The organism is Streptomyces sp. NPDC034043, assembly GCF_055575675.1.
The window spans coordinates 184066-208562 of sequence record NZ_JBVISF010000003.1 but is presented as its reverse complement, the minus strand read 5'-3'; the positions used below and the strand labels follow the sequence as shown (position 1 = coordinate 208562).

Sequence of the window (24497 nt, the reverse complement as noted above, 5' to 3'; positions counted from 1 at the left end):
CTCCGGGCCTACTCGCACGAGCCGGACGGACTGCTGGCGGCGGACGCGGACGTGAGGAGCGGAAACGTGATCAGGTCATCCGGTTGGTGGCAGATCATGTGACTTCTCGAGGAACCCACGGAGTACCTGACCCAGGACGTCCGGCTGTTCCAGATGAACGTCGTGTCCTGTCCCAGGGAGACTCAAGGCCACGGTCTCCGGCCGTCGCCGGAGCATCTCGTCGACCTCTTCGGGCGGGATGATGCCGGACTGGCCCAGGACGGCCAGGACCGGGCAGGTCACCTTCGACCACTCCCTCCAGAAGGACCGCTGGGAAATCTCCGCCAGCGACGCGACCATCACGCCGCGGTCGAAGCGCGGCCACCAGCCGCCGTCGCGCTCCACCAGGCCGACCGCCCAGCCCTCGCCGACCGGACCGCCGCCGAGAAACTCGACGGCGGCCTCCCGTGAAGGGAACGGCGTGGGCCAGGAATCGAGCCATCCGCCTATTTCTGCCTGCACGTTACGGTTCGGACCGCCCGGCCCGGCCTCCACCAGGACGAGCGCACGGAACAGCCCGGGGTGCGCGGCGGCGGCGAGCATGGCGGTGTGGCCGCCCAGCGACTGGCCCACCAGGACGGGTTGCTGCAGACCGAGCTGTTCGAGTACGGCGGCGGTGTCGGCGACGTACGCGGCCCGGGACACGTCCTGCGGGCGGCGCTCGCTGGCACCGTGGCCGCGCTGGTCGACGGCGATGACCCGGTAGCGGGAGCTCAGGTCTCGGGCGATGGCGTCCCACTCGCCCGCGTGGCCGGCCAGCCCGTGCAGCAGGACTACGGACGGTCCCGGACCTCCCCAGTCACGGCAGGAAATGCGGACACCCTCACGGACGACGATCTGCTCTGACCACGTCATGCGGGATCCTTCAGGCGGTGGGCCGGGCTGGGGAGGTGGCGGAGTTCGGGGGCGCTGGTGTCGGCAGAGTCGTCCGGGCCGATACGTGCCGGCAGGCCGAAGAGCGGGAACAGGCGCTCGGTGTCACGGAAGGCGTTGATGCCGCTGATGCGGTTGCCGCAGATCTCGATGACCTGGAGTGCCCAGGGTTCGTAGCCCGTTCCGTCGGCGCTGGGCCGGTACTGGCCGAAGGCAGGGGTGCCGTTCGCGGTGGTCGGGATCAAGCGGGAGCCGCGGCAGCCGACGGCGGGGCCGGTCAACCACGCCTGAATGTCGGAGACCCCGCGCATCCACTTCGCGTACGGGGGCAGGCACAGCGTGGCGTCCACGTGGAGCAGCATGTTCAGCTCCTCCATGTCGTAGCGGGAGAAGGCCGCGGCGTACCGCTCGGCCAGCACGCGGCGTACGGCATCGGACGGCCGTGGGCCCGGGGCGTCGACGGGTCCGCGGTGCGCGGCCAGCCTGGCACGGGCCCGCTGCAGCGCGCTGTTGACCGAGGCGATGGTCGAGTCGTGCAGGTCGGCGACCTCGCGGGCCGAAAAGGCCAGCACGTCCCGGAGGATTAGCGTGGCCCGCTGCTTGGGCGGCAGGTGCTGGAGTGCTGCGACGAACGCCAGCCGTACGGATTCGCCCGCTGCCACGGTTGCCTCGGGGTCCCCTCCTGGACAGGGCCCGATCCACGCGGCGGCGTCCTCCGGGGCGCCGGGGAGCGCGGCTCCGGGTGACGGCTCCCTGAGGTCCATCGGCAGAGCCCGCCGCCCGGCCGCTGCCAGGGCGTCCAGACACACGTTGGTGGCGATGCGGTAAACCCACGACCGCAGTGACGACCGTCCCTCGAACCGCTCGATGTTCCGCCAGGCCCGGACCATCGTCTCCTGCACGGCGTCCTCGGCCTCGGCGTACGAGCCGAGCATGCGGTAGCAATACCCGGTCAGTTCTGCCCGGTGCTTCTCCAGCCCGACCGCCGTCTCGCGCTCGCGGTCGCCCACGGCAAGATCCTTCACGCTTGATTCCGCCCCCTGATGCACTGTCCGAGGCCACCGACCAGGTGACTACCAGAGATGTCCTCGGCTGCACGAAATTACCGGCCGACAGGGGCGCACGGCCAGTGATCAAGATTCAGATCACGTCGACGGCCGTCAGGAAGCTGGCGCTCCGGACGACACAAAGGCCCCAGGTTTGTGACCTGGGGCTTCGTCGTGGAGCGGAAGGCGGGAATCGAACCCGCACCCCGTGCAGGGCGGGAGTGTTCCGCGACGCGCAGCGTGCAACGGCTCTTCCGGCAGACCGCGTTGAGCAGGCGTGCCGGCCGCGTACATCGACGCGGGTACTGTCCCCACCCTCCGCGTCGAGGGCGACACCAAGTCGGCGGCGGGAGTCCGCACCATCCACCTGCCGTCCTTCCTCTACATGGAGGTCAAGCGGCACCTGGACGGGATCGCGGAGGAGAAGCCGGACGGCGCGCTCCTGTTCGTGGGGGAGGAGGGGCGCCGCTCCGGTGCACCACCTTCGGCCGGAAGTGGGCCAAGGCCCGCCGCCGGGGTCGGCCTGCCGAAGGACTTCCGCTGCCGTTCAGATACTTGTCCATGCCTCGAGGAAGGCTTTCCGCCCGGCCGGATCGGCTGATTTGTGGTCCGCGTGCAGGACGCGCCAGGCCGTGAGTTCGAGGTCCCGGAGCCACAGTTCGCCGATGACCTGCGTTTTCAGGTCCGGGAGGTGGTCGGACTCGGCAAGTGCCTGGCCGATGACCTCTCCGGCTGCGATGCGCTGGGGCGGCGTCATCTCGTCGACAGCCGAAAGGATCTGCCCGGCGAGACCGGTGCCTTCTCCGGACAGGGAACTCAGCACGAAGGCCTTGATGTTGGCGGGCAGCAGGTAGAGAGAGCCCGAGGACCTCCACAACTCCGACCAGAAGCGTTCTCCGGCCGCGGTGGGAGCGGGGAGAGCGGCCAGCAGCCCGAGGAGGTGTGCGGTGGCCGCGTAGCCGTCGGAGTGGGCCGATGCGACGACGGCGATGTCCGCGACGCGCTCCACATCGATGTGGCCGGCTTCGAGGCGCGGGTCCAGTCCCAGTCGCTGTTCCAGCTGATGGGAAAGGGGGACGGATGCGTGGGAGCGGAACTCGGGAAGCATCGGCGTTCCTTGACCGTAGGAGAGCGGAGAGACCCGTTCGGGAGCCCTGATCGTTCCCCTGGCCCGTCGAATTACACGACTTCCAGGACCCCAGTTGGTGGCAGACCGCCAGGACCGGAACCATGGGGCGGCTGAACCGGCCACGTCAGGCGAAGCCGGTCCGGCGGTCTGCGGCCGACCTGGTCGAGCGGGCGGCCGATCTGGTGGAGCCGATCAAGCCGAAGCTACGAGGCTGGTTTCAGGCGGGAATGGTCCCCGCATCGCTGGCTGCGGGCAGCGTCCTCATCTGCCTGGCAGGGACACCGCAGGCCGCTCTGGCCTGCAGCGTGTACTCCGTCACCGCCTGGCTGCTGTTCGGGACGAGTGCCGTCGCACCGAGGCGACGGGCACACTCACCTCAGGCCGAGGCCGAGACCGACAGACAGGACGATTCGGCTACGCGGTGGTATTCGGCGTTGATGCGCTGCGCTTCTTCGAGCTGGTCCTCGAGGATCACGATGCGGCAGGCGGCCTCGATGGGGGTGCCCTGGTCGACGAGTTCCCGGGCGCGGGCGGCGGTGCGCAGCTGGTAGCGGGAGTAGCGGCGGTGGCCGCCCTCGGAGCGGAGCGGGGTGATGAGGCGGGCCTCTCCGAGGGCGCGGAGGAAGCCGTGGGTGGTGCCGAGCATCTCGGCGGCCCGGCCCGTCGTGTAGGCGGGGTAGTGGTCGTCGTCGAGACGGCCGAACGAATCGTCTGCTGTCATCGCACCTCACTGCGAAACAGGGGGAGGAAACGGGCGAGAACGTGCGGAGGGGCCCTGGTGCGTACAGCACCAGGGCCCCGAAGGAACTGCTACACCATCTGCCGGCCCTAGTCCTGCGCCGGCCTTCTGTGTCCGCCGACCCGGCCGAACTGCTGCCGGGAGTGCGGGGATCGCGGTTGCTTGACCGGAGACCACCTCACTATCGATGTCCTGCGGTACCCGGGCTCCGACTTCCGCCCGGGCGATCCTGATGGTGCTCTGCTCCTCCGTTCTTCCCTCGGTGATCAACTGCTTGCCCTACGGGAGATACCGCTCACTGCGGGGTACTGCACTCACTGCTGTACTGCTGGAACTGCGTTACTGCTTGCCCTACTGGTACTGCTTCTTTTGCGAACTGCTCAGTGACCTCACCCAGCGCCACTCTTCGGCAGCCAGCCCCGTTGCCCATCCTGCATCTGCTCTGGCTTAGAACCCCACTGCCGAACTTCCCGGTGCGCGCGCCCGCAGCCGACGCCTTCACCGAGGTGCTGCTCACTGACTTCACTGCTGGCACTGCGAACTGCGCTTACTGCGGTACTGCTCGTGGCGGCCCCTGATCACTGCGGGCCACCCGGTCCGGTCGTCAGCCCCGTCGCCGTCCTGCAACCACTCTGGCTTCGAAACTCCACCACCGCACCGTCCTGCGCACTGCAAATGCGGGTACTGCTGCCCGGCAGTTCGTCTCTGCCAGGCCCTACTGTCTCTCTGCGTTACGAGAGAAACTGTAACGACGGCACAGCCCAATGTCTACTCCGGCCGTTATAGATTTTCCGGTGTGCTGAGGACAGCTAGGCCTCAGCGGTCGGCCCAGCATGCCGTGAGCAGCTTGCACCGCAGGTCAGGCGATGGCCGCAGGAGCCGCGGACACCGTGGTCTTGGTCGTGTCCGAGCTCGTCACGAACGCCCTGCGCCGCGCGTGCGCACCCCTGAATGGACGGTGGCACCGGGGGATTCGGCCGGCCCCTCGTCAACCGACTCGCCCGAGCGACCGCGGTCACCCGTCCGGCCTGCGGCGGGAAGACGGTGAGTGCCCTTCTCGCCCGGCGCGACCTCTGGAGCGGGCGGAAAGGCCGGTGAATAGAATCGGCTCTCATGTCGAAGCCTGACCAGCTGCTCGTTGATGTCGCCACCCTGGTGGAGTCCGGGCAGAGCAATCAGATGTCCCTGACGGTGGTCACCAGCGGTGCCGTCATCACCGGTCGGCTGGCCCCCGAAGCCGTGTGGAGGCAGCGGGTGTCGGAGGTCCTGACGGACTCGCCCCGCCTGGCCGAGTTCTCCGGCGCCTTCACCGCCACGACTCGCCGGGACGGGCCGCCAACCCATCTGCACTTCCATGTGGCCCGCATCCTGCAGGGCACGGTGGGGATCCCGGAGACGGGTGGGATGTATCGAGTCTCGATCGCGGATGTCAGTGCCTGGACCGTGGGCGACTTCAGCTACTCCGACCACTGACCCTGCGCCGCGCAGAGAAAGCCGTCGGTACGCGGGAGGGCCCGACCGGCACGTGCCGGTCAGGCCCTCGTCGCTGTGTCCGTCCCGGCTCGCGCCGCGCCGGTCCCGCCCGAGCAGATGGTCCGCGCGGGCGCTGGTCATGACGGCCGGGGCCACCTCGACGGTCATGTCGTCACAAACCTGTGGACCGGCTGCTTCCTGGCGTCCAGCGTCAAAAGGTGCCTCCTGCTTCTCAGGCCGCCGCGTCGAAGGCGGTCTGTCGCAGGCTCGCGCGCCGGGCGGCCGAGATGGGCCGGCGCCGACCGCGAGGCCGTGTTGCGCTTGGGCCGCTCGGCCACCGGTGCGGTGATGGTGACCGGGATGCCGGAGGGTGCCTGGGCGCCGGTGATGCGGCTCAGGGCGAAGGCCTCGACGGCGGGCAGCGCGGGGGTGATCGTCTTCGGCGGTGCGAACTCGCCCTGGATCGCGGCGGGCCGCGGCCGTAGCCGCCCGAACGGCTCGGACCTCCGGAACGGCTCGGCGGACGAGCCGAAGCGGCTGCCCTGCCCCGAACCGGCGCCGGTGCCAATAGCGGGGCCGCCGGTGCGGCCGCGGGTGCGAGAGGAGCGCTCGGTCGTACGTGCGGGGTTCATGCGGAACCTTCCCTGATGCGGCACGTATCAAGGAATTCCCGCAGCGTAGGAGCGGCGCACGGAATTGCGGGAACGGGCCGAATGGGATGCGATAGCGGATCTGGCGGACAGGAATCTGTCGGGCTCAGACGCTGAAATAAGGTGGCGTCATGCGGACGCGACAACCAAGGAAAAAAATCGGGTGCAGTCCGAGAGGGCCAGTCGGCCGGATCTCTCAATGCTTGATACCGCGGGTGAACGCACCGCGGGAAACGCATGCAGCTGGGGCCCGCACCCCGAGGGATGCGGGCCCCAGCTGCAGAATGTGTGTCAGCGTCAGGCGGGAACGATGTTCTCGGCCGTCGGGCCCTTCTGGCCCTGCGCGATGTCGAAGGTGACCTTCTGGCCCTCGTTCAGCTCGCGGAAGCCCTGGGCGGCGATGTTCGAGTAGTGGGCGAACACGTCAGCGCCGCCACCGTCCTGCTCGATGAAGCCGAAACCCTTTTCCGCGTTGAACCACTTGACGGTACCAGTAGCCATGTCATATCTCCTTTGGGGCAATACATCAACGTCTGCACTGTGCGGACGTCGTGTCGCCGCGATGATGCCCCGCCCGGAAATTGACCGGGAAATACGAAGCGCTTCCTGCGGCCCGAAGTCCGACTGGAGGCGCTTGAAGTTTCTTGGGTACCAAAACTGCAACCGAGATCGACACTAGCACGCTCCAGCGGCTTGTGTGCGTTGAACATTTCCGCCTGCGGTGCGGCGGTAGAAACTCTCCCCGCGGGGTCCGTTAAATTCTTCGGTCGCGGTGACAGATATTGATTCACTCCCGAGCGCGGCGTTTTCACAGTTCGCCGTCGGCTGCAGGATGCGGTCTGCCGACGAGACGGTGCAGGCGCCGGACGCTGGATGGCGGCGGACATCGAGTGCGGCGGGGCTCTGACAGTCCGGCCTCGCGTGGCGTTCTCGTGGGCCGATATGCCTGAGCCGGCGGTGCCTACTGCTTTTCGGCGGCCCGGCGGAGCAGGGCAATCGGTTGGTCGACCGACGTCGACCTGGTCTTCATCCCGTAGGGCTCCTGCTCGTCCTCGCTGAGCACTTCGCGGCTGTCCGGGTCGCGGGCGATGTGGACCTGCATGTAGGGGATGGTGTCTCCCCGAGCGAAGAGTTAACCCTCGCGCCATTTCGGGATGACCCACCACATGGCCGCCCAGTCGGGAGCCTGCGTCATGTTCATGATCGCGCTGCTGCGACAGATCCTCGAGCGGTAGCGAAAGAAGTCATCGCCGGGGCTCGCCAGCCAGGGTGGGGCGTCCCAGACGTGCTTTCGATCGGCGGAGTCCACGTCCCACGAGTACGGGACCTTGGGCGGGGCGACGTACGGGGTGTACATGGCGGAGTACGCCACGCTCGCGGAACCGATGAGCGCTGACAGGGCGACTCCGGTCGCGAAGCTCTTCGGGTGCGGGATCCCCCGCCAGACCTTGTGCCGGCTCACTTCCCACAGTGCCCAGACGGACCACACCACCAGGGAGACCCATGACCCTGTGGCCATGGCGACAGGGCGGCGGCGGGACCGTCGGGAGGGCATCGGGCGGTGTTCAGGCGGCGCCGGGGTCGTACATGGACAGGGAGGCCTTGACCTCGCGGGCGTATGGGCCTTCCCACCAGGGGATCGTCTCCACCAGGACCGGTTTGGTGCCCGAGGCCAGGACGAGGGCCCGGCCGGGGGGCATCGAGCCCAGGTCGGAGACCTGCAGGACGCGTTCGCGGCGGACCGACTCGTTCACCGTGCGGTTGCCGGACCAGCCGCCGAACTCGGACTCCCGCGTCGCGGAGTACTCGCGAAGCTCGTACTCGCCCGCGAGCTCCGAGAGGTCGCCGAGGAAGCGGGTGTCGGAGACACCGCCGCCGTAGACCCGGATGTTCGCGGCGGACCAGAGCTTCTCCATGCCGCGGTCCCCCCACACCTCGACGCCTTGGGCCCAGGACTGGAGGATGGTCATCAGGACGATGCCGCGCGAGCCGTAGTGCGAGTAGAGGTCGGGCAGCGCGCGCCAGCGGCAGACGTTCGCCGCCTCGTCCAGGACGCCGACCATCGGGAGCGACAGCCGGCCGCCGCGCTGGGTGGTGGCGTACTCCTCGGCCGCCTCGACGACGGCCACGGTCAGGGCCGTCACCAGCGGGCCCGCGGAGTCACTGCCCTCGCGGGAGAGCGAGTAGAGCGTCGAGCGGGTGCGGACGAACTCGCGGGGATCGAACTCGGGGCGGTCGTCGGTCGGGCCGAGCGGGGTCACCCACTTGTTGACCTCGGGGTTGATCAGGCAGGACGCCATCTGCTGGGCGACGCCGTAGATGCCGCTGCGCTGCTTGTCGGGAGCCGTGATCACGCCGTTCAGGGAGTCGGCGGGCATGACGTGCCCGGCGCCGCGCAGGATGCGCTCGGGGGTGTCGTCCTTCGGGTTGGACAGCCAGGTGTAGATCTGGGTGATGGAGGTCTTGGCGGTCGCCGCCGCGAGCAGCAGGTTGGCGAGGAGGTCCTGGCCGGCCGGATCGAAGAACGCGTCGGTGGAGGCGTCGGCGTCGCGCGAGCCCGAGGCGAAGTGGTCGGCCAGCTTGCGGGCCTTGGCCACGTCGGTGACGTACGAGAGGGGGTTCCACCACCAGGCCGGCGGCTCCTGGGCCACCTGCTGCGGGTCGAAGACCCACACCTGCCCGTGGGCCTGGCGAGGTCCGCGCGTGCCGTCGACGATGTCGCGCTTGTTGGAGGTGACGAGCACCGCCCCCGGGGCGGACAGGATCGCCGGGATGGCGCGCCGGGTCGTCTTGCCGGTACGCGGGCCCCAGATGTCGACGTGCATGTCCTCGAAGGAGCCGAACAGCGGCTGCCGGCCCTTCACCGACCGGCCGATGAAGACGCCGGGCACTTGGGCCTGTACGCCGAGGCGCGCCGCGGTCGCGGCAGCCCCCTTCATGGTGAGCTTGCCGAGCTCCGCGCCGTCCGTCATGTGCTTGGCGGCCCGGTCCACGTCGGGCTTGTCGCGCAGCCGCCGGTGTATCCGGTACCCGGCCGTGACCAGGCCCGCGAGCAGCAGCGCTTCGGCGGCGGCGATGGCGTTCGCCGCGCCGCCCGGCCAGGAGTAGTCGCCCTTGGCCAGGGCGATGGCGAAGGAGAAGGGGTTGCCCGGGGGCTCCGGCTGTTCGGTGAACGCCGCGCCGAGGCGGGCCGCGAGCCAGGCGGCGGACAGGAGGGCCAGGACGCTGACGACGAGGAGGACGATCTCGATCGTCCAGTCGTCTTCGGCGCGCGGCTTCTTCTGTGGTTCGGGGGCCATGGTCAGGGCGTTCCTTCCGCCGGGCCCGGGGTGGACGTCGGCATCTCGTTCTGTCGGTGGTCCGGGGCGCGGTCCGCGCCGCTGGTCTAGGGGAAGCTCCCGGCCGTGGGCACCCGGTAGACGCCCGTGATCTCGCCCTGCCACTCCCAGCTGCTGAACTCGACGTTCTTGCCCGGCCTCGGGGCGTGCAGGATCGTGTGCTTGGCCGCATCCCAGACGATGCCGACGTGCTCGGAGCGATTCGGGCCGCTGGGCTGGAAGAAGATCACGTCCCCCGGCTTGGACTGGCTCAGGTCGACCTTGTACTTCGCGAGGTTGGGCTGCTGGTCGTAGGTGGTGTAACCGAGGTTGATCTTGCCGCCGCTGGCTTGGTAGTACATCCACTGCGTGAAGCTGGAGCAGTCGAAGGACGTCGGGTGGTCGCCCTGGAGGCGGGGGGCGCCCCACTTGTAGGGCTTGCCGATGCCGCGCTGGGCCCAGCCGAGCGCCGCGCGGACGACCGTGTCGTCGACGTCGGGCAGGGGTCCGGTCGAGCCGGCGCCGTCCGGCGGGACGGCCGTGCCCTTGCCGTTCTCGGCGCAGCTGCGGTAGTCGGCGTCCTTGCCGTTGCCGCTGCCTCCGGGAACGCCGCCGTAGTCGGGGCTGGCCGTGATCTTGCCGGCCAGCCATGCCGCCGGGTCGATCTGGCCCGGGCCGTTGTCCTGGCCACTGCGGAAGGGGTCGTCGACGCCCGGCATCAGCACCTCCCAGTGGAGGTGCGCGCCGGTCACGTTGCCCGTTTCACCGACCTTGCCGATCTGGTCGCCGCGCTTGACGGTGTCGCCCATCTTCACGGAGATGCTGCTCTGGTGGGCGTACAGGGTGATGACGCCGTTGGCGTGCTCCAGGCGCGTCTGATTGCCGTACGCGCCACCGCTGCCGATCTTCACGACCTTGCCGTCGGCCGGGGCGTGGATCGGGGTGCCGGTGGGCGCTTCCAGGTCGACCCCGGTGTGGTAGCCGAGGCTCCAGTGCGGGCCCTCCTGGTGGTACTTGGTGCCGAGCTTGTACGAGCCCTCCTTCATCGGCCACTGCCAGTCCTTGCCGCTGGTCGTCGCGGGCGGGTCGTCCGGGCGGAACGGGGCCGCGAGCGGACGGGAGAAGCCCATCGGTGCCATGGCCGTCGTCGTGCCGCCCTGTCCGCCTCCGCCGAGGGGCGGGGTGGACCAGCTGCGGGGGCCCTTGGAGCGGATGCTCAGCGCCTCGCTCGGCTGGGCGTCGTTGCCGACGGGCTCGGGGATGTCCGCGCTCTGGCCCAGGACCGGGAAGGAAGGATTCTTCTCGACGGTGGCCTTCAAGTGCGCGTACCAGCGGTTGATGAGGTCCTTGTCGCTGGTGAGGGTGCCGCGGTAGCGGGCGGCCTGGGTGAGGACCACGCGCGGGTAGACGGTGTTGGTCTTGAGCGAGCCGGAGTAGCCGAGCAGCGCGTCCCAGGCGTTGGTCTCCGCCTTCAGGGCGTGCATGTAGTTGGCCGCGGCGAAGGCCAAGTCGTCGATGCTGTAGCGGTCCTTCTGGCCGTCGCCGTTGCCGTCCTCGCCATACTGGCCCCAGGCCCAGTCACCGAACTGCAGCAGGCCCTTGTAGCCGAAGCCGTTGTCGCCGCCGGGGGCCGCGGACTTGTCCTGGCCGTACCTCGTCTCCTGGTACATCTGCCCGGCGATGATCGTCCAGTCGAGGCCGTCGTAGCGCGCGGCCGCCCGCATCGAGGCGAGGATCATCTTCGGGGGTATCTCGTCGCGGGCGGTGTCGCTCGGCATGTACATCTTGCCCGCGGGCATGATCGGGTTCGTCGCGGCCTTGTCGCCCGTGTTGCCCGCTCCCGCGTTCTCCCCGTAGTTGCCGCAGGCCGCCTGGGCGGCGCCGCCGCCGAGGCCCCCCACGAGGGCCGTGATCAGGAGCATGACGAGGAAGACGATGCCGAGGGTCGGCATCGAGCCGACGCCGGCGATGATCAACACCCACTTGAGGTTGCTCTTCTTCCCGCCTCCGCCTTTGCCGCCCTGTCCCGAAGCGACCTGGGCCGCGCTCTTGGCGGCCTTCGCCGCCTTGGCCGCCTTTGACGCCGCCGCCAGTACGGCAGGAGCCACCACGGGTGCCTCACCCTCCCTTGGGCTCGGGCGCGCCCACGTTGCCCAGGCCGTAGATGTCGAAGCCGTTCACCTGCCACTTGCCGCCGCTCTTGCGGGCGCTCACCAGCCAGGTGTTGGTCTCGGTCTCGGTCTTGCGACCGTCGCTGGAGCGGGTCGCGGTCACTTCCACCACGCTCGAGATCGCCTGGCCGCTGCCGCGCGTGAGCTCGTCGGCGATCAGCGCGTCCCGGCGTACGAAGGCCTGCCCCGCGGAAGAGCACTTGCTCTGCTGGCAGACGGCCCATGCCTTGTCGACCGGCAGCACGGTCAGCTTCTTCATCGTCTCGCCGCCGTCGGTGAGGGCCAGCAGACGGGGCGCCCAGGAGGCGGTGTTGTCGGTGTACTTGAAGGTGCTGAGGCCCGCCATGTAGTCGGCCATCGCGCGGTGGGCCTCCGCGAGGTCGGCAGGCTGGACGATGGGGGGTACTCCGGCGGCCGACCCGGACTGCGGCGTGGCCGCTCCGGCGGCGGGGCCGGCGCCCGTGCCGGTGGCCGCGCCCGTGCCTCGTGTGGCGGATGCCTTGGGCTTGGCGTCGGCCGCGGGTTCGTCCTCGCCGCTGAAGACGGTGAGCACGACGAGGCTGCCGACCAGCAGGACACCCAGTAGTGCCAGCGCCAGTACCGCACTTCGCTTGTTCTCGGCGGGTGAGTCCACCGTCCCGGCCCTCCCTCAGTCAGGTCGCCGAGACACCGTAGGTGGCGGGACGGCCAGGGGAGCGCGGGTTTTCCTCGCGGGGAAATCCGAGGAAAGCGAAGGGTTCGTCGTGAGGAAAAGAGGTCAGCCGAAGGGTTGTTGACGGATGTGGGGAAACGGTGAGGATCGCGCCGCGCGTCCTCACCGGTTCCTTACAAGGGCTGGGCCTCGGGGTCGTACTCCTCCAGCGGGAGGGGGTCGAAGGGGTACGCGGTGTGTCCGCCCGTCTTGGGCGAACAGGCCGCGAACGGGCCGAGGTCCGTGTCCATGAGCACCCGCAGGTGCGGGTCGGCGTGGTGCAGCCACCACGTGGACAGGCCGAGGGTGGGCTCCAGGCGCAGCTGTTCCCAGGCGAGCCAGAGCGCGGAGAGGCGCGCGCCGGCTTCGGGGTGCTCCCACCAGCGGGGGCACCAGGTGGCGGAGGATCCGTTCAGGCGGCGGCGGACGGTCGGGGCGAGGAACTCGCTGACGAAGGCGAAGACGTCCGAGAAGAAGAGCTCGACCTCCTCGCCGGGCGCGGGTACGTCTGCGGGGCCGGTCACAGGTCGATCTCCGGGGCCTTGGGGGCGGCCTCGACCGCCGGGTTCGTCACGCCGTGCGTACTCGCCACGGCCGGGGCGGGACGGGGCGGTACGACGAGGGTGCGGGGGAGGGTCGCCCCGTGCAGGAACGAGGCGCCGTGCACCGGTACATGGGGCGCGGGCGGGGCGGGCGCCGTGGGCGCCGACGCCGGCTGGTCCGGCGCGGGTTCGGTGAGCTCGGGGTCCTGGAACGTGAGGTGCCCCCCTGGCTGTCGGGGCTCCGGCGCGGTGAGTTCGGGTTCAGTGATCTCCGCCTGAGGCGGGGTCAGTTCCGCGTAGCTCTCCACCGCGTTCAGCTTCGCGACCGCCGCGGCGTGCGCCTCCTTCAGGTGCTCGGGGACGTCGATGGCGGCCAGCTTGCCGGCGAAGGAGGCGGGGGACTTGTCTTCTCCCTGTGCGTAGTCCTCCCTTCGCAGCTGGCACCGTACAGCCGGGTCCACCATGAGGCCGCGGATGTCCGCCGGCAGGTGCCCCTGGTGGGGGAAGTCGACCAGGAAGTCCACGTTCTCCTTGCCGACTCCCTCCGGTCCGAGGACCCGCTTCAGCTCCGTCGCACCCAGGACGGAGCCTTCACCGATCTCGGCCGCGAAGACCAGCACCTGGCCTTTGGCCGCCGCGGCGTAACGATCCGAGACGCGGGGCCAGATCTCGGCAGTGGTCTTCTGCAAGTCGGCTGCGCTCACGCCGTAGTCCGACGTGAGCACCTCGGCCATGAAGCTGTTGCCCAGGTAATACCCGTCCATCCGGGCTGCTGCCGGAGTGTCCTCCAGAACCTGGTACCCACGTGTTTCACCACACGCCTGGGCCAGGAACCGGTGCTTTATCTCCCGGTCCATGCCCGCCGGCTGAGACTGCCAGGACCAGAGCGCCCGGTCATCGCCCCGGTCAGGGCGGGTGACCTCCTCCTCCTCGGCGACGCTCCGGATGAAGGACATCAGGTCCGGGAGTTCGTTCTCGCCTGCAGGCTCTTTGCCTTCCCGCAGGGCAAGCTCCCTCTGCCGGTCGTGGGCCGCCTGCCGGTCCGCGAACATCTTGGCGACGATCTTGCGCGCGTCCGCTCGCGAGCGCGGCTCCCCGGCCTTGTGCTTGGCCTCGAGGCGCTGCGCGAGCTCGATCTCTTCCCGCGTGAGCGGTGCGACTGGGCTCACCGATCACCTACGAGGAACTCGAGCGGTGCGTAGACGTCCACGGAGATGGCCGAGCCACCGGGGCCGCCGTCCGTGGTCCAGGCCTGGAACGACACCGACTGGCTCAGCGTGATGCAGGGCTGCCCGGGGACAGCCGCCTCCGGCGCCCAGTAAGCGAACCGGAACGGGTTCCGGCTCAGCGCCCGTTCCTCACGGTCGCGCCAGTAGGCGGGGTGGGGAGGCTCGGGGAAGTCGGGGGAGTCCCACTGCCCGGACCAGGTCGGGGCACCCAAGGCGGCCTCGGCGGCCTTGAGGTAGGTGGACCACACTTCCGCCGCTGCCGTGTGTACGTCCGGGTTCTCCTGCCCGGAGCCTGCGGTGACGTGCCATCCCTGGTGTCTGAGGCTCGCGAGGGGGCTCCAGTCGCCGCCCAACACCGGGAACAGCGTCCAGTCTCCTCCGCTGCGCGTGCGGACCCAGAGGCTGCGCTCGGTCGTCTGAGGCTCCCAGCCGTAGCGCTCGCACCATGCGTAGAACTCAGCCGTCCCGCCCTGCGGCGGGCCCGCCCAGACCGAGGGCCAGTCGTTGACGGCCGCCACGGCCGTCAACTCGGCCGTGAGGTCCTGCGGCGTCCGGCCGGTCGTCTCCGTCAGCATGCTGGTCTCCTTCGTCCGTGGTGGGTTTGACCGTATCCCGTCAGGAAAGCAAGATCCCCAACACGAACACGGCGACGACGATCGCACCCATGATGAGGCGGACCTTCGGGTCCTCCCGCTCCCACAGTTCGTGGACCACGGCCCAGCCGGTCAGTCGCGCCGCGCGGCCGTTGTGGATGCTCGGGGTCTCCGCCGTCTCATGGGGCTCCGCGTCGTCCTCGGGCTCATCGGCCTCGGAGTCGTACAGGGCGTCCGCCCCCGTCACCCCCTGCTGCTCCTGTGCGACCACCACCAGGCCCTCCAGGAGGTCCGGCATGGTGTGCGGTGTGAGGGGGTACGCGACCGTGCCGTGCGGGGTGCGCAGGCAGAGCTTCGACTGCCAGGGGTTTCCCGGCTCGTAGCCGGAGATCCAGGCGTGCCCGGCCTCCACCAACGGCGGTTCGGGGGCCTCGGGGGCGGTGCCCGCGTCCTGCCACGGGTGAAGCTTCTGCTCGCTCAACTCTCGTCCTTCGGGAGGTCGGGGACGGCTCCGCGCCCGCGACTGGGGCACAACCCGGCATTGTGACGGAGTCGTGGGCGGGTGGCCGCGCCGTCGCCCCTCGGTTTTCCTCACAGGGATTCCTTATTTTTTCCTCACCTCTCCCCGTGAGGAAAAGCGAGAGGGGAATGTCAGCTCGATTTGCCACACTGCCGTCCGCACCTGGTCTCGCCAGGGCCCGCCGCACGCCCGACCGGCGGACGGGGATCACACGCGGGGAGAGAACCGACTCGATGACGGACCACAGCAGTTCTGCGGACGGGATCGGCGAGGACCGGCCCGCCGGGCACCCCGCACAGCAGGCGCCGGGTCCGTACGACTCCCCGGCCGTGCCCCAGCTCTCCGCCGAGGCGGCCCGCAGCCAGGTGGCCGCCGCGTGGGTGCGCGTGGCCCCGCAGTCCAACGTGCCGCCGGGTCAGGCGGCCGTACCGAGCCTGCCGCCGCGCGCGGACCGGCCCGCCGCCGAGTCGAAGAAGGACAAGCGGGAGCAGGCGAAGGCCGAGCGCAAGGCCGAGTACGAACGCAAGAAGGCGGCCCGCAAGGCCGAGTACGAGAGCAAGAAGGCCGCACGCGAGAGCCGCAAGGGGGGCGGCAAGGCTTCCGTCCCCGGGATGCCGGCCGCTGCCTCCGCTCCCGCTGCCGCCGCGGCCCCGTCCGCCGCCGCCGTGACCGCGCCCGGCCGGAGCGGCGCCAAGGGGCCGGAAGCCCGGTTCGAGGTGCCCCGCCCCGGAGGTCGGCTGCCCTCGAACGGCAGGAGCACGCACGTCGCCCTGCGTGCGACCCTGATGATCACCGCCTGCGCCTTCGCACTCGGGTCGTGCGGTGTCACCGGCCTGGTCATCGGCAGGTCATCCGTCTCCGTGAAGCCCGCCGCCCTGGACGGGCAGGACCTGAGCCGCTACCGCCTCACCGACTTCCCGGTCCAGTCGGCGGCGGTCTTCGCCGAGGAGTACGCGTCCCTCTGCATGACGTACTCGCCGGAGAACACCGACAAGCGCCGCGAATCCCTCTCCCGCTACATCTCGGCCGGCGTCGACCGCGACTGCGGCTGGAACGGGAAGGGCAAGCAGCAGGTCAAGCAGGCGAACTGGGACGGGACCGTCGAAGAGCTCCCCGAGTACGGGAAGAACGGCCGGTACCTCAACATCCAGGTCACCTACACCGGCGGCCGCACCACCACCCTGTCCGTACCGGTGTACGTCAAGGACCTCGCCGGTGCGTCCGGGCTGCGGGTCGTCGGCAACGTCGGCGAGATGCCGCTGCCGATCCGCGACACCGCGCCCGCGCTGGAGAAGGGCGAAGAGGTCATCGACCAGGAACTCTCCACCCAGCTCAGGGACCAGGTCCTGGCCGGCTACTTCAAGGCGTGGGCCGCGTCCGACACCACCGCCCTGACCCGCTTCACCACCCCCGACGCCACCCCCGCGGCGGTCTCGGGCCTGGCCGGCGTGCTGAACTCGCCCGTGGTCCAGGAGGTGCAGGCGCTGGCGCCCGAGGGCACCGAAGCCGGCAAGAAGGTCACGTACAGCCAGGGCCAGGCGGTCCCGGCACGGGTGACGGTCCTCTGGGGCGGCGGTGGGGCCGACGACGCGAAGGCGGAGGTGGCCCTGAAGCGCTCGTACCGGGTGACCGTGGTGAACACGGCGCAGGGCTGGTTCATCAAGGACATCCGCGGCGGTGTCATGGACCCCACGGGCGGGCGGGCGGACACACCCGGCACGGCCTCCCCGAGCGCCACCCCGCCCCCCGGAGCGAGCGCCCCGCCCGCCCCGTCCGGCTCGGCCTCTCCGTCCGGCCCGGCCTCCCCCAGTGCCTCCCCGTCACCCAAGCCGTCCGCTTCCCCGTCGGCCCACTGACGCGTCACGCGCAAGGCGGCGTACCGACCCTCCTGCACGACGCGACACCCATCCGTACGCCCCTCACGAACGAAGGACACGCCATGATCCTGGCAGCAACGACCCTCGAAGGCATGTTCGGCAAGATCCAGGGGATCCTGGCCGGCCTGGGCCTCACGGTGGCCTCCTGCGCCCTCCTCATCCTCGGCATCCGCATGCTGCTGTCGATGAAGCGCGGCGACGGCATGCGCGAGGCCTTCCAGGGCTTCGGCATGATCGCGCTGGCCGCGTTCATCATCGGTGGCGCCGCCGGTCTTGCCGGAATGCTCATCAGCCTCGGCGAGCAGATCGGCGGCAAGGGCTGATCCCGGGGACGGGCCGTGGGGAACGGAACCCGGCCCGCGACCGTAGACGTGCCGCCCGCGATCGCGGTACGGAGCACGCAGCCACACCAGAGAGGGGGACCGACTGATGACGCAGGACACGCCGGACGCACCGGCGCCCATGGTCGCCTACGACCACACGGACCTGCTGAACCGGCCCAAGCGCATCTGGAACTGGGGCAACATCCCGCTTCCCGGTCTGCTCCTGCCCGCCCTGGGCGCCGCCTTCGGTTTCGGCGTGCTGTGGTTCGTGCTGCTGCTGACGCTGTCGGCCCTCCTGCCCTTCCTGGGCCTGTCGCTCATCACGTCGGTCCTGTACCTCGGGCCGCCGGTCGCCGTCTACTTCGTCTGGGGCCGGCCACTGCCCTCGTCCCTCACCCTCAGCCAGCAGGTGGTGGTGTGGGCCGATTACTGGATGCAGCCCAAGCGCCTCCAGGGGCTGGCCGCGGACCGCGAGCCGGAGGAGCTGCACTGGCAGGTCATCCTCTGGCAGCCGGGCGCGAGCCGCTGGCACAAGCGGTACGACGCGGCACTCGTGACGGCGGCCCTGCACGGCTCCTCGTACGCCGCGTCCGCTCCACCCCCGGTCGCGCCCTCACCGAGCGCACCCGCCGAGACCGCAACCACCGAGACCGCAGGATGACTCCTCCATGTTCGTGCTGATCTTTTTTGGCGGGGCGGTCGCCTTCTTCCTGATCGCCATGCTCCTCGCGTCCACTTCCTCGAAGAAGAACGCCGGGGCCAAGAACGGCGGCTCCGGCAGTCCGGGGAAGCCGGGCGGCAGCTCCTCCCGCGGCCAGGCCCCGGCCAAGCGGCGCGAGGAGATGCGGCTGCCCTACCGGTACGCCGACGACATGATCTTCGTCCACGGGGACTCCGTCTGGACGGGCATCGCCCTGCCCACGGCCATCGACGAGTACCTCAACGCCGTCGAGCTCCAGGCCATGGCCGAGGCCCCGGCCCGCGCGCTGCTCAACCTCGCCCGCGGCGACCGCAACGTCGAGTGCCACTACCGCAAGGTGTACCGGCCGATCACCGCCCAGGACTGGGCCGAGCAGCTCAACGCCGTGGCCTGGGAGCCGACGGAGAACTACAAGGCGTACAACTTCCGCAAGGCCGAGTACCAAGAGCGCATCGGCGCGCAGCGCGAGCGCAACATTCTGCTGGTCAAGCTGGGTTCGATGAAGCGGAAGTCCGGCAACGACCACGGGGTGCTCCCCGGCGGGGACGACCCGGTCGAGGAGTCGGGCGTCACGCGCTCGGTGCGGGACGCCGCCGACGCGGCCGCGGCCGGTGCCACGGGCGTGCACGACGAGTACCTGTCGCCGGAGCTGCTGGCCCGGTGGACCCAGGTCGCCCGCGAGATCCACGAGGGCCTCGAGGGCCTCGGCGGCAGCCCGCTGAGCCGCGAGGAACTGGTCTGGCTGATCCGCAAGCCGCTCCACGGCGACCTGCCGATTCCCGCCGAGCCGGTGCTCGGCAGCCGGGCCTGGGGCCCCGACCAGTTCGACCTGGTCGTCGACTTCTCCGGTGAGAACCGCAAGACGCACATCGTGCTGCACCAGTACGACGAGATGACCGGCGAGCGGCGCACCAGCTACACGACCACCCTCGTCGCGGCCAGCTGGCCCACCGAGACCCGCTTCCGGCAGTCCACCGCGTGGGCCCGCTACGCGGCACAGCACGTCGACTTCCCGGTCGAGATCGACATGCGGTTCACCCTCATCCCGTACCTGAAGTTCCAGGACCGGGCGAAGAAGATCAGCGGCAACCTCGTCGACGAGATGAACGACATGGCCAACTCCGGCCGTGCCCCCGGCACCCAGCTCGCCGCCCAGGTCACCCGTGCCCAGAACCTCGTCGACGACGTGGAAGAGCACAAGATGCCGGGCATGGAGGCGCAGATACGCTTCACCATCTCCGCCCCCGACCTCACCGAGCTCGAGCGACGCCGCCGAATCCTGGAGATGCAGTTCAAGCAGGACCTGAAGGTCACCCTGCTGCGCCCGAGCCGCCAGCAGTGGCGCCTGCTGCAGTCGCAGCTGCCGGGTGACGCGCCCAAGCTGCCGATCGCGCCGTACCTGCGGCTCCAGGAGGTCGAGCAGCTCGGCGCCGGGCTGCCCACGGCCGGCACCGAGCTGGGCGACAACCCCGAGCGCCGGTCGGGCAAGCAGCTCGGCTGGGTCGGCAACCTGGTCGGCTGGGCCGGCAAGACTCCGGTCCACTACTCGCTGCACGTTGGCCCTGCCCGCAACGACGGCGGTGGCGTGGCCATCGTCGGCGCGTCCGGTGGCGGCAAGTCCTCGCTGGCCCTGCAGAAGTTCTACGAGGAGTCGGAGTCGGGCGTGCGCTGCCTGGTCATCGACCCCAAGACCGACTTCGCCCAGCTCTGCTACTACCTGGCCTTCGGATCCCAGGTCAACGACCCCGAGTTCCCCCTCGACGCCGAGGCGGGCCTCCTCGGCACCCCGCAGAGCCGTTTCCAGCCGGTGAACCCGGAGTTCTGGGCCGAGACCGAGGTCGTCGACCTCCTCAAGGGACAGGCCGGCGTGCTCGACCCGTGGGTGGTCGCGCGCGACGTGCCCTCCGGGCGACTGCTCGCCGAAACGATGCTGCGCGGTTTCCTCGGGGACGAGGACTACCAGCGGGTGCGCCTGCCCGTCATCGAGGCGATGGCCACGGTGGTCGGCTGGTACAACTCCGCGATCCGGCAGGCCACCGAACAGGGCCTGAGCGCCCGCGACGCCGAGCGGCAGGTGCCCCGGCCGACGCTGTGGCAGGTCGTCGACGAGGTCGTACGCGCCTACGACGACGCGGTGGCGAGCGGGGACCGCGAGGCCGTCAAGGACCTCAAGCTCGCCCAGATGCTGCTCACCGAGCTGCGTACCCTGCCGTACGCGCGACTCGCCTTCGCGGAGAAGCCACAGACGCTGTCCGCGATGCGCAAGCGCCGCACGGTGATCACCCTGCGCGGTTTCCAGACCCCGGCCTCCTCCGACCCGCGCAGCTGGAACCCGGCCGAGCGGCTGGCCGCGACCGCGCTGATGGCGGTCGTGGAGCTGGGCAGCCAGATGCTCGACGTCGGCTACGAGAAGAACCCCGTGACGGGCGAGGTCGGACTGCGGCCCAAGGCGCTGTTCGTCGACGAGGCGTACGTCGTCACCGCGACCGAGAGCGGCCGCGACCTGATGCGGCGCGCGCTCAAGCAGGGCCGTTCGTACCTGGCGGTCATCGTGCTGATCACGCAGCAGGCCATCGACCTCGTCCAGATCGAGGACTCCGAGGCCCGCAGCGGTGGCGCCAACCAGATCCACACCGTCTTCGCCTTCAAGCAGAAGTCCGCCCAGGAGGCCTCGATGGTGGCGCCGCTGCTCGGCCGGCCGGAGAGCGACACCAAGGTGTCCGACTCCCTCCAGGAACTGCGGACGGGTGTCTGCCTGCAGCGGGACGTGGACAAGCGGGTCGGCACGGTGGCGGTGGACCTGGTCTTCCAGGAGATCCTCGCCGCCACGGACACCAACGGCACCACCCGCCCCGGCCGCCAGTCCATCGACCCGCCGCTCAGCGTGTGGGACTGGACCTTCATGCAGGAGGCCGCCCGCGAGGAGCGGCCGGCCGCTGCGGATGCGGAGCCTGCTGCCTCGCGGTAGCGGAGCGCCTTCAGCCCAGCACCCACCTACCACAGGAGACCCCATGCGCATGTCCAGGATCCTTACCGCCACAGCCGCTCTCACTGCGCTCGCGGCCCTTACGGGCTGCGGCGGTGAGGGAGATTCCGAAACCGGAAGTGGCGGCAAGAGCCTGCCGAAGGCGAAGGACGTCGCCGCGATGGAGCGCTTCGTCAACCAGTACACCCAGTGCAATGACCTGGAAATGAACCCGCCGGAGGAGCGGCACGGCGGCACGGCGTTCGAAAACGTCCCCAAGGGCGCCGGAGCGGGCGTGAAGGAACAGGTGTACTGCGATGCCGAAAAGGGGCACATGGCCCTGGTCGCCATTTCCGACATGAAGAAGTTCCAGCAGGCGCTCAAGGCGAACGCCGAAGCCGGGAAGGAGGGCGATGCGGTCGCCCTGGTCGGGGCGGACTTCGCCGTCATTCCCAACGAGGGCGGCGGCCTGCGCGAGCTGAAGTCCTCCGGACTCCTGGTCGCCTCGTGCAACGCCAAACTCAACAGCCAGATCCCCAGCGGCTACATGAAGCGCGATGCCAAGGTCCAGGGCTGCATCCTGACGGATTACATCCCCGCGTAGCCCACGCCACCGCCTCTCCACTCGTCCGTTGCGGTAATCCAGAAGGAAGCTGATGTCCGTGCGCCGTAGCGCCAAGCCACGTGGAGATCTTTCCGCCCGCCCCTCGCCCCGCGAACGGGTGAAGGCGGCCGGGCGTGCGGTGCGGATCGGCGCATTCATGATGTTCGCGCTGTTCTCGTTGACCATGGCCGTGCCCGGCCCGGCACGCGCCATTGACTTCGCCTGTTCCTTCACGGGCGACGACAACTACCAGATGGACAACCCGGGCCACATCGAGTCGGTTTTCCCGGCCGTCAAACAGTGGGAGAAGTCGCGCCCCAAGACCCTCAACGACACCACGGGTCTGTTCGACGGGGCTGCCGAACTGCCCCAGGGCTACGAGTACTACACGATGTACGAGCTCGCCGGCATGCGTGGCATGAACTGGTCCATGACCATGCGCGGCCGGGGAGACGCCTCCCAGGACGCAGGGTTCCTGGATTTGAACGCCAACGGCGCGGACAGCTGTTCCATCATGGACTTCGTCAACAACGGCATAGCAGACACGGTGTTCGACCTCACCAAACTGCTCACCCGCGCGGGCATTTCCATCAAGGAGTACGCCTCCAACCCCAGCCCGCTCGCCGGTCTGTACGAGGGCCGCAACAATGTCGTGACGACGCTCAAGAACAACCTATTCGTACCAGCGGTTCCCGTCATGATCGCTCTCACCGGCTTCTGGGTGTTCGGCAAGTGGCGCAAGAATCAGATGCGAGAGGCCTGGTCGGGCATCGGCTGGGCGTCCTTGACCACCATCGCCGTTGTAGTCATGCTCACCGGCGGGAACTTCGAGAAGTTCATCGATACGGCCGACTCCGGCATTGCCCAGGCCAACGCAGCGCTCAGCGAGGCGGTTCTCAGCGGCCTCTCCGGAAACGCACAGCCCCCCTGCGATCTGCCGGCAAACAGTCAGGTGGAAAACCGGGGCGTCCGCATCAACAGCTGCGCCATGTACGACACGCTGGTGTTCCGTCCTTGGGCCTTGGGTCAGTTCGGCGAAGCCGGCACTGACTGCATCTTCCGGCAGAAAGAGGGCAGCATCAAGGACGGTGTGTGCGCCCCGACGTCGCACAACGACAAGTGCTATTGGGGCGTCAAGGGAAGCGCGCGCTGTGAGGACCTCCGCATTCGCCAGCTGGTGTCCCAGGCCCGGACCAACAAGGAGATCGGCAAGGACCTCAAGAAGTACGAGGACGAATGGATCCCCATCCGCTACGACATCGCGGGAGGTAAGGGATCGAACAACAGCAAGGCGGACCAGTACATCTACCCGGTCACCTTCGACCAGTGGGCCGGCAGGAACGCCGGGGACCGGATCGGGATCGCCTTCTATTCGCTGATCGCCGCGCTGATTGTCGCCATCATGGTGATGGTGCTCAGTGCGCTCACCCTGCTGTGGCACGCCGTGACGCTCATCATGATCATAATGCTGCCGCTGATCGCCACGTTGGGTATCCACCCTTCGCAGCAGAAACTGCTCAAGGGCTGGCTCCAGACGTTCATCCACAGTTTCGTCCTCAGAGCCGGCTTCGGCGTTGTCCTGACCGTGCTGCTCGTGCTGTACCAGATGATCCTGCCGTCCAGGATCTCCCTCGGTATGCAGCTGCTGATGCTGCTGCTGGTCACCGTCGCCGTCGTGATGATGCTGAAGAAGCTGCTGTCGGGGGCCTACAGTCCGCAGATCGCCGGGGCAGAGGATTCCCTGGGCGTCGGGGACATGGCGAACACGGTGGGCGGCAAGCTGGGTCAGTACGCCCCTGGGGCCGTGGTCGGCGCCGCGAAGGCGACGGGCCGTGTCGCCGGCGGCACGGCGAAGGTGGCGAAGAAGGGCACGCTGGCCGCTGTACGGACCTACGACAACAAGAAGAACGACGGTCGGTGGCAGAAGGAAGGCAAGCTTTCCACCCCCCAACCCTCCAAGCGTGAACAGCGCAAGACCGCCTACCAGACCGCAACGGTCCAGAAGGACCAGCTCGGGGAGCAGTACGCGGCAGTCGAGGCCAAGCGAGAGCGGCAAGCCGCAGAAGCCGACCAGGCCCAGAGCAGCGGCGGCCGTCTCGTTGGCGGTGGTACGCCGTCGGCCTACGTGCCACGGCCGCAGCCCGCACCGCCCCTGCCGGCACCGGCCCCCGCGCCCGCCGTTCCCGCACAGCACGACCCCCAGTCGTCCAGGGGCCGGGTCAACAGGCCGGACAACGGACCCGTGCACCAGCAGCCGCGTGTGCCCGCGCCCGACCCGCGCGCCACTCCGACACCGTCCACCCCGCCGACGCTGCCCACCCCGCCGACGCCGCGGGACGGCGGTGACGGCCGTGTGTCCCGCTAGGAAGGCCTGAGCCATGGCAAGCGTCATCACCGACCAGACCCCACAGGAGCTCGCCGCCGAGCTGGGCGCGCTCCTGCGGGTGGACTGGCGTGCCGTGTGGCCAGGCGTACCGGACGGTGAGGCCGAGCGCGCCGAGTGGTGCGCGGGCTTCGGCTGGGAGCCGCTGTGGTCCCAGTCGGGCCTGTGGGTGCGTACGCGGCGGGGCGGCCGCCTGCACCTGGCCTCACGGGCCGGCCTCGGCCGGCCCGTGACCCGGGCGTCGTACACGGTCTGGAAGGCCGCGGAGGGTGCGCCCTCCGACGGTGAGGCGGTCCTGGCCGCCGCCCTCGACCGCTACGCGGCCCACCTCGCCCGTACGACGGCCGCGTTGGGCGCACCGGGCTGGGAGGGCGCCTGGGACAGCACGGACTTCCCGGAACCGCCCGCGCCGGGCCGGTGGGGCGACGCCGAGGAGCGGCGGGAGCTCCGGGCCCCGTACCGGCTGGCCCAGTGGAGGTACGCCAATCCGCTGGCCCCGGTGATCGTGCTCGCGCTGGACCACCGGGAGGGCGGGTATTCGGGGGGTGGGACGATCTCTCTCACCTTCCACGGGCCGGCCGACCCGAGGGCCCTCGACGGCCCCGGTTGGCTGCTGTGACGTACGAGACGCGA

Annotated in this window: 22 protein-coding genes and 2 pseudogenes; 9 read left to right on the top strand and 15 right to left on the bottom strand. The window is 69.6% G+C overall.

Translation table 11 applies throughout. The features are described from left to right. Nucleotides 1-75 precede the first annotated feature (75 nt). From ACZ51S_RS09380 to ACZ51S_RS09365, 4 genes are all read right to left on the bottom strand, one after another. Nucleotides 76-894, bottom strand: coding sequence for an alpha/beta fold hydrolase (locus ACZ51S_RS09380; protein WP_468478069.1), 819 nt, complete (start codon nucleotides 892-894; stop codon nucleotides 76-78). Next, the gene (locus ACZ51S_RS09375) at nucleotides 891-1922 is read right to left on the bottom strand and encodes an RNA polymerase subunit sigma-70 (protein WP_468960361.1); all 1032 of its coding nucleotides are present in this window, start codon (nucleotides 1920-1922) and stop codon (nucleotides 891-893) included. The genes ACZ51S_RS09380 and ACZ51S_RS09375 overlap by 4 nt, the downstream gene beginning before the upstream one ends. 583 nt (nucleotides 1923-2505) lie before the next feature. After that, on the bottom strand, nucleotides 2506-3066 hold the full coding sequence (locus tag ACZ51S_RS09370) for a hypothetical protein (RefSeq protein ID WP_388933181.1): 561 nt from the start codon (nucleotides 3064-3066) through the stop codon (nucleotides 2506-2508). 397 nt (nucleotides 3067-3463) lie between these two features. Continuing rightward, entirely contained in the window at nucleotides 3464-3808 is a 345-nt protein-coding gene (locus tag ACZ51S_RS09365; RefSeq protein WP_468960359.1) for a helix-turn-helix domain-containing protein, read from the bottom strand. An 881-nt stretch (nucleotides 3809-4689) separates the two neighbouring features. Between ACZ51S_RS09365 and ACZ51S_RS09360 the strand changes: the two are divergent. Beyond that, a pseudogene (locus tag ACZ51S_RS09360) lies at nucleotides 4690-4924 on the top strand (hypothetical protein); the annotation flags it as partial. A gap of 15 nt (nucleotides 4925-4939) precedes the next feature. Continuing rightward, entirely contained in the window at nucleotides 4940-5299 is a 360-nt protein-coding gene (locus ACZ51S_RS09355; protein WP_468478072.1) for a hypothetical protein, read from the top strand. Nucleotides 5300-5697: 398 nt separating this feature from the next. Here the strand turns inward: ACZ51S_RS09355 and ACZ51S_RS09350 are convergent. The 11 genes and pseudogenes from ACZ51S_RS09350 to ACZ51S_RS09300 form a co-directional block, all read right to left on the bottom strand. Beyond that, nucleotides 5698-5931: pseudogene (locus ACZ51S_RS09350) on the bottom strand (DEAD/DEAH box helicase); the annotation flags it as partial. 315 nt (nucleotides 5932-6246) lie between these two features. Further along, nucleotides 6247-6450, bottom strand: coding sequence for a cold-shock protein (locus tag ACZ51S_RS09345; protein WP_403733636.1), 204 nt, complete (start codon nucleotides 6448-6450; stop codon nucleotides 6247-6249). 460 nt (nucleotides 6451-6910) lie between these two features. After that, entirely contained in the window at nucleotides 6911-7051 is a 141-nt protein-coding gene (locus ACZ51S_RS09340) for a hypothetical protein (RefSeq protein WP_468478073.1), read from the bottom strand. Between the two features lie 30 nt (nucleotides 7052-7081). Then, the gene (locus ACZ51S_RS09335) at nucleotides 7082-7468 is read right to left on the bottom strand and encodes a hypothetical protein (protein WP_468478074.1); all 387 of its coding nucleotides are present in this window, start codon (nucleotides 7466-7468) and stop codon (nucleotides 7082-7084) included. A 46-nt stretch (nucleotides 7469-7514) separates the two neighbouring features. Next, on the bottom strand, nucleotides 7515-9248 hold the full coding sequence (locus tag ACZ51S_RS09330; RefSeq protein ID WP_468478075.1) for a type IV secretory system conjugative DNA transfer family protein: 1734 nt from the start codon (nucleotides 9246-9248) through the stop codon (nucleotides 7515-7517). 86 nt (nucleotides 9249-9334) lie between these two features. Beyond that, a complete protein-coding gene (locus ACZ51S_RS09325; protein ID WP_468960356.1) occupies nucleotides 9335-11377 on the bottom strand; it encodes a peptidoglycan DD-metalloendopeptidase family protein in 2043 nt (680 codons plus the stop codon). Between the two features lie 7 nt (nucleotides 11378-11384). Beyond that, nucleotides 11385-12071, bottom strand: coding sequence for a hypothetical protein (locus ACZ51S_RS09320; protein ID WP_468478077.1), 687 nt, complete (start codon nucleotides 12069-12071; stop codon nucleotides 11385-11387). A gap of 191 nt (nucleotides 12072-12262) precedes the next feature. Further along, a complete protein-coding gene (locus ACZ51S_RS09315) occupies nucleotides 12263-12652 on the bottom strand; it encodes a DUF4913 domain-containing protein (RefSeq protein WP_468960354.1) in 390 nt (129 codons plus the stop codon). Continuing rightward, on the bottom strand, nucleotides 12649-13839 hold the full coding sequence (locus ACZ51S_RS09310; RefSeq protein WP_468960352.1) for a hypothetical protein: 1191 nt from the start codon (nucleotides 13837-13839) through the stop codon (nucleotides 12649-12651). Before ACZ51S_RS09310 ends, ACZ51S_RS09315 begins: the two co-directional genes overlap by 4 nt. Then, the gene (locus ACZ51S_RS09305) at nucleotides 13836-14474 is read right to left on the bottom strand and encodes a hypothetical protein (protein ID WP_468960349.1); all 639 of its coding nucleotides are present in this window, start codon (nucleotides 14472-14474) and stop codon (nucleotides 13836-13838) included. The genes ACZ51S_RS09310 and ACZ51S_RS09305 overlap by 4 nt, the downstream gene beginning before the upstream one ends. Before the next feature lie 40 nt (nucleotides 14475-14514). Then, nucleotides 14515-14973, bottom strand: coding sequence for a hypothetical protein (locus tag ACZ51S_RS09300; protein WP_468960347.1), 459 nt, complete (start codon nucleotides 14971-14973; stop codon nucleotides 14515-14517). Nucleotides 14974-15245: 272 nt separating this feature from the next. Here ACZ51S_RS09300 and ACZ51S_RS09295 point away from each other — a divergent pair, with 272 nt between their 5' ends. The 7 genes from ACZ51S_RS09295 (at nucleotide 15246) to ACZ51S_RS09265 (ending at nucleotide 24483) form a co-directional block, all read left to right on the top strand. After that, a complete protein-coding gene (locus ACZ51S_RS09295) occupies nucleotides 15246-16868 on the top strand; it encodes a conjugal transfer protein (RefSeq protein ID WP_468960345.1) in 1623 nt (540 codons plus the stop codon). An 83-nt stretch (nucleotides 16869-16951) separates the two neighbouring features. Continuing rightward, complete coding sequence (locus tag ACZ51S_RS09290) at nucleotides 16952-17212, top strand: hypothetical protein (RefSeq protein WP_388933220.1); 261 nt, start codon at nucleotides 16952-16954, stop codon at nucleotides 17210-17212. Nucleotides 17213-17318: 106 nt separating this feature from the next. After that, a complete protein-coding gene (locus ACZ51S_RS09285) occupies nucleotides 17319-17873 on the top strand; it encodes a hypothetical protein (RefSeq protein WP_388933223.1) in 555 nt (184 codons plus the stop codon). Nucleotides 17874-17880: 7 nt separating this feature from the next. After that, complete coding sequence (locus ACZ51S_RS09280) at nucleotides 17881-20880, top strand: ATP-binding protein (RefSeq protein ID WP_468885621.1); 3000 nt, start codon at nucleotides 17881-17883, stop codon at nucleotides 20878-20880. A gap of 43 nt (nucleotides 20881-20923) precedes the next feature. Further along, a complete protein-coding gene (locus ACZ51S_RS09275; protein ID WP_468801365.1) occupies nucleotides 20924-21481 on the top strand; it encodes a hypothetical protein in 558 nt (185 codons plus the stop codon). A 52-nt stretch (nucleotides 21482-21533) separates the two neighbouring features. After that, nucleotides 21534-23846 carry a hypothetical protein gene (locus ACZ51S_RS09270; RefSeq protein WP_468960344.1) on the top strand — a complete coding sequence of 771 codons (2313 nt, stop codon included), beginning with the start codon at nucleotides 21534-21536 and terminating at the stop codon, nucleotides 23844-23846. A gap of 13 nt (nucleotides 23847-23859) precedes the next feature. Beyond that, the gene (locus tag ACZ51S_RS09265) at nucleotides 23860-24483 is read left to right on the top strand and encodes a hypothetical protein (protein ID WP_468960342.1); all 624 of its coding nucleotides are present in this window, start codon (nucleotides 23860-23862) and stop codon (nucleotides 24481-24483) included. The last annotated feature ends 14 nt before the right edge of the window (nucleotides 24484-24497 follow it).

Excerpts from the sequence above, each read along its gene's own strand:
- ACZ51S_RS09380 (WP_468478069.1), bottom strand. The coding sequence starts at position 894 with ATGACGTGGTCAGAGCAGATCGTCGTCCGTGAGGGTGTCCGCATTTCC.
- ACZ51S_RS09370 (WP_388933181.1), bottom strand. The coding sequence starts at position 3,066 with ATGCTTCCCGAGTTCCGCTCCCACGCATCCGTCCCCCTTTCCCATCAG.
- ACZ51S_RS09365 (WP_468960359.1), bottom strand. The coding sequence starts at position 3,808 with ATGACAGCAGACGATTCGTTCGGCCGTCTCGACGACGACCACTACCCC.
- ACZ51S_RS09355 (WP_468478072.1), top strand. The coding sequence starts at position 4,940 with ATGTCGAAGCCTGACCAGCTGCTCGTTGATGTCGCCACCCTGGTGGAG.
- ACZ51S_RS09345 (WP_403733636.1), bottom strand. The coding sequence starts at position 6,450 with ATGGCTACTGGTACCGTCAAGTGGTTCAACGCGGAAAAGGGTTTCGGC.
- ACZ51S_RS09340 (WP_468478073.1), bottom strand. The coding sequence starts at position 7,051 with ATGCAGGTCCACATCGCCCGCGACCCGGACAGCCGCGAAGTGCTCAGC.
- ACZ51S_RS09335 (WP_468478074.1), bottom strand. The coding sequence starts at position 7,468 with ATGGCCACAGGGTCATGGGTCTCCCTGGTGGTGTGGTCCGTCTGGGCA.
- ACZ51S_RS09330 (WP_468478075.1), bottom strand. The coding sequence starts at position 9,248 with ATGGCCCCCGAACCACAGAAGAAGCCGCGCGCCGAAGACGACTGGACG.
- ACZ51S_RS09305 (WP_468960349.1), bottom strand. The coding sequence starts at position 14,474 with ATGCTGACGGAGACGACCGGCCGGACGCCGCAGGACCTCACGGCCGAG.
- ACZ51S_RS09295 (WP_468960345.1), top strand. The coding sequence starts at position 15,246 with ATGACGGACCACAGCAGTTCTGCGGACGGGATCGGCGAGGACCGGCCC.
- ACZ51S_RS09290 (WP_388933220.1), top strand. The coding sequence starts at position 16,952 with ATGATCCTGGCAGCAACGACCCTCGAAGGCATGTTCGGCAAGATCCAG.
- ACZ51S_RS09285 (WP_388933223.1), top strand. The coding sequence starts at position 17,319 with ATGACGCAGGACACGCCGGACGCACCGGCGCCCATGGTCGCCTACGAC.
- ACZ51S_RS09280 (WP_468885621.1), top strand. The coding sequence starts at position 17,881 with ATGTTCGTGCTGATCTTTTTTGGCGGGGCGGTCGCCTTCTTCCTGATC.
- ACZ51S_RS09275 (WP_468801365.1), top strand. The coding sequence starts at position 20,924 with ATGCGCATGTCCAGGATCCTTACCGCCACAGCCGCTCTCACTGCGCTC.
- ACZ51S_RS09270 (WP_468960344.1), top strand. The coding sequence starts at position 21,534 with ATGTCCGTGCGCCGTAGCGCCAAGCCACGTGGAGATCTTTCCGCCCGC.
- ACZ51S_RS09265 (WP_468960342.1), top strand. The coding sequence starts at position 23,860 with ATGGCAAGCGTCATCACCGACCAGACCCCACAGGAGCTCGCCGCCGAG.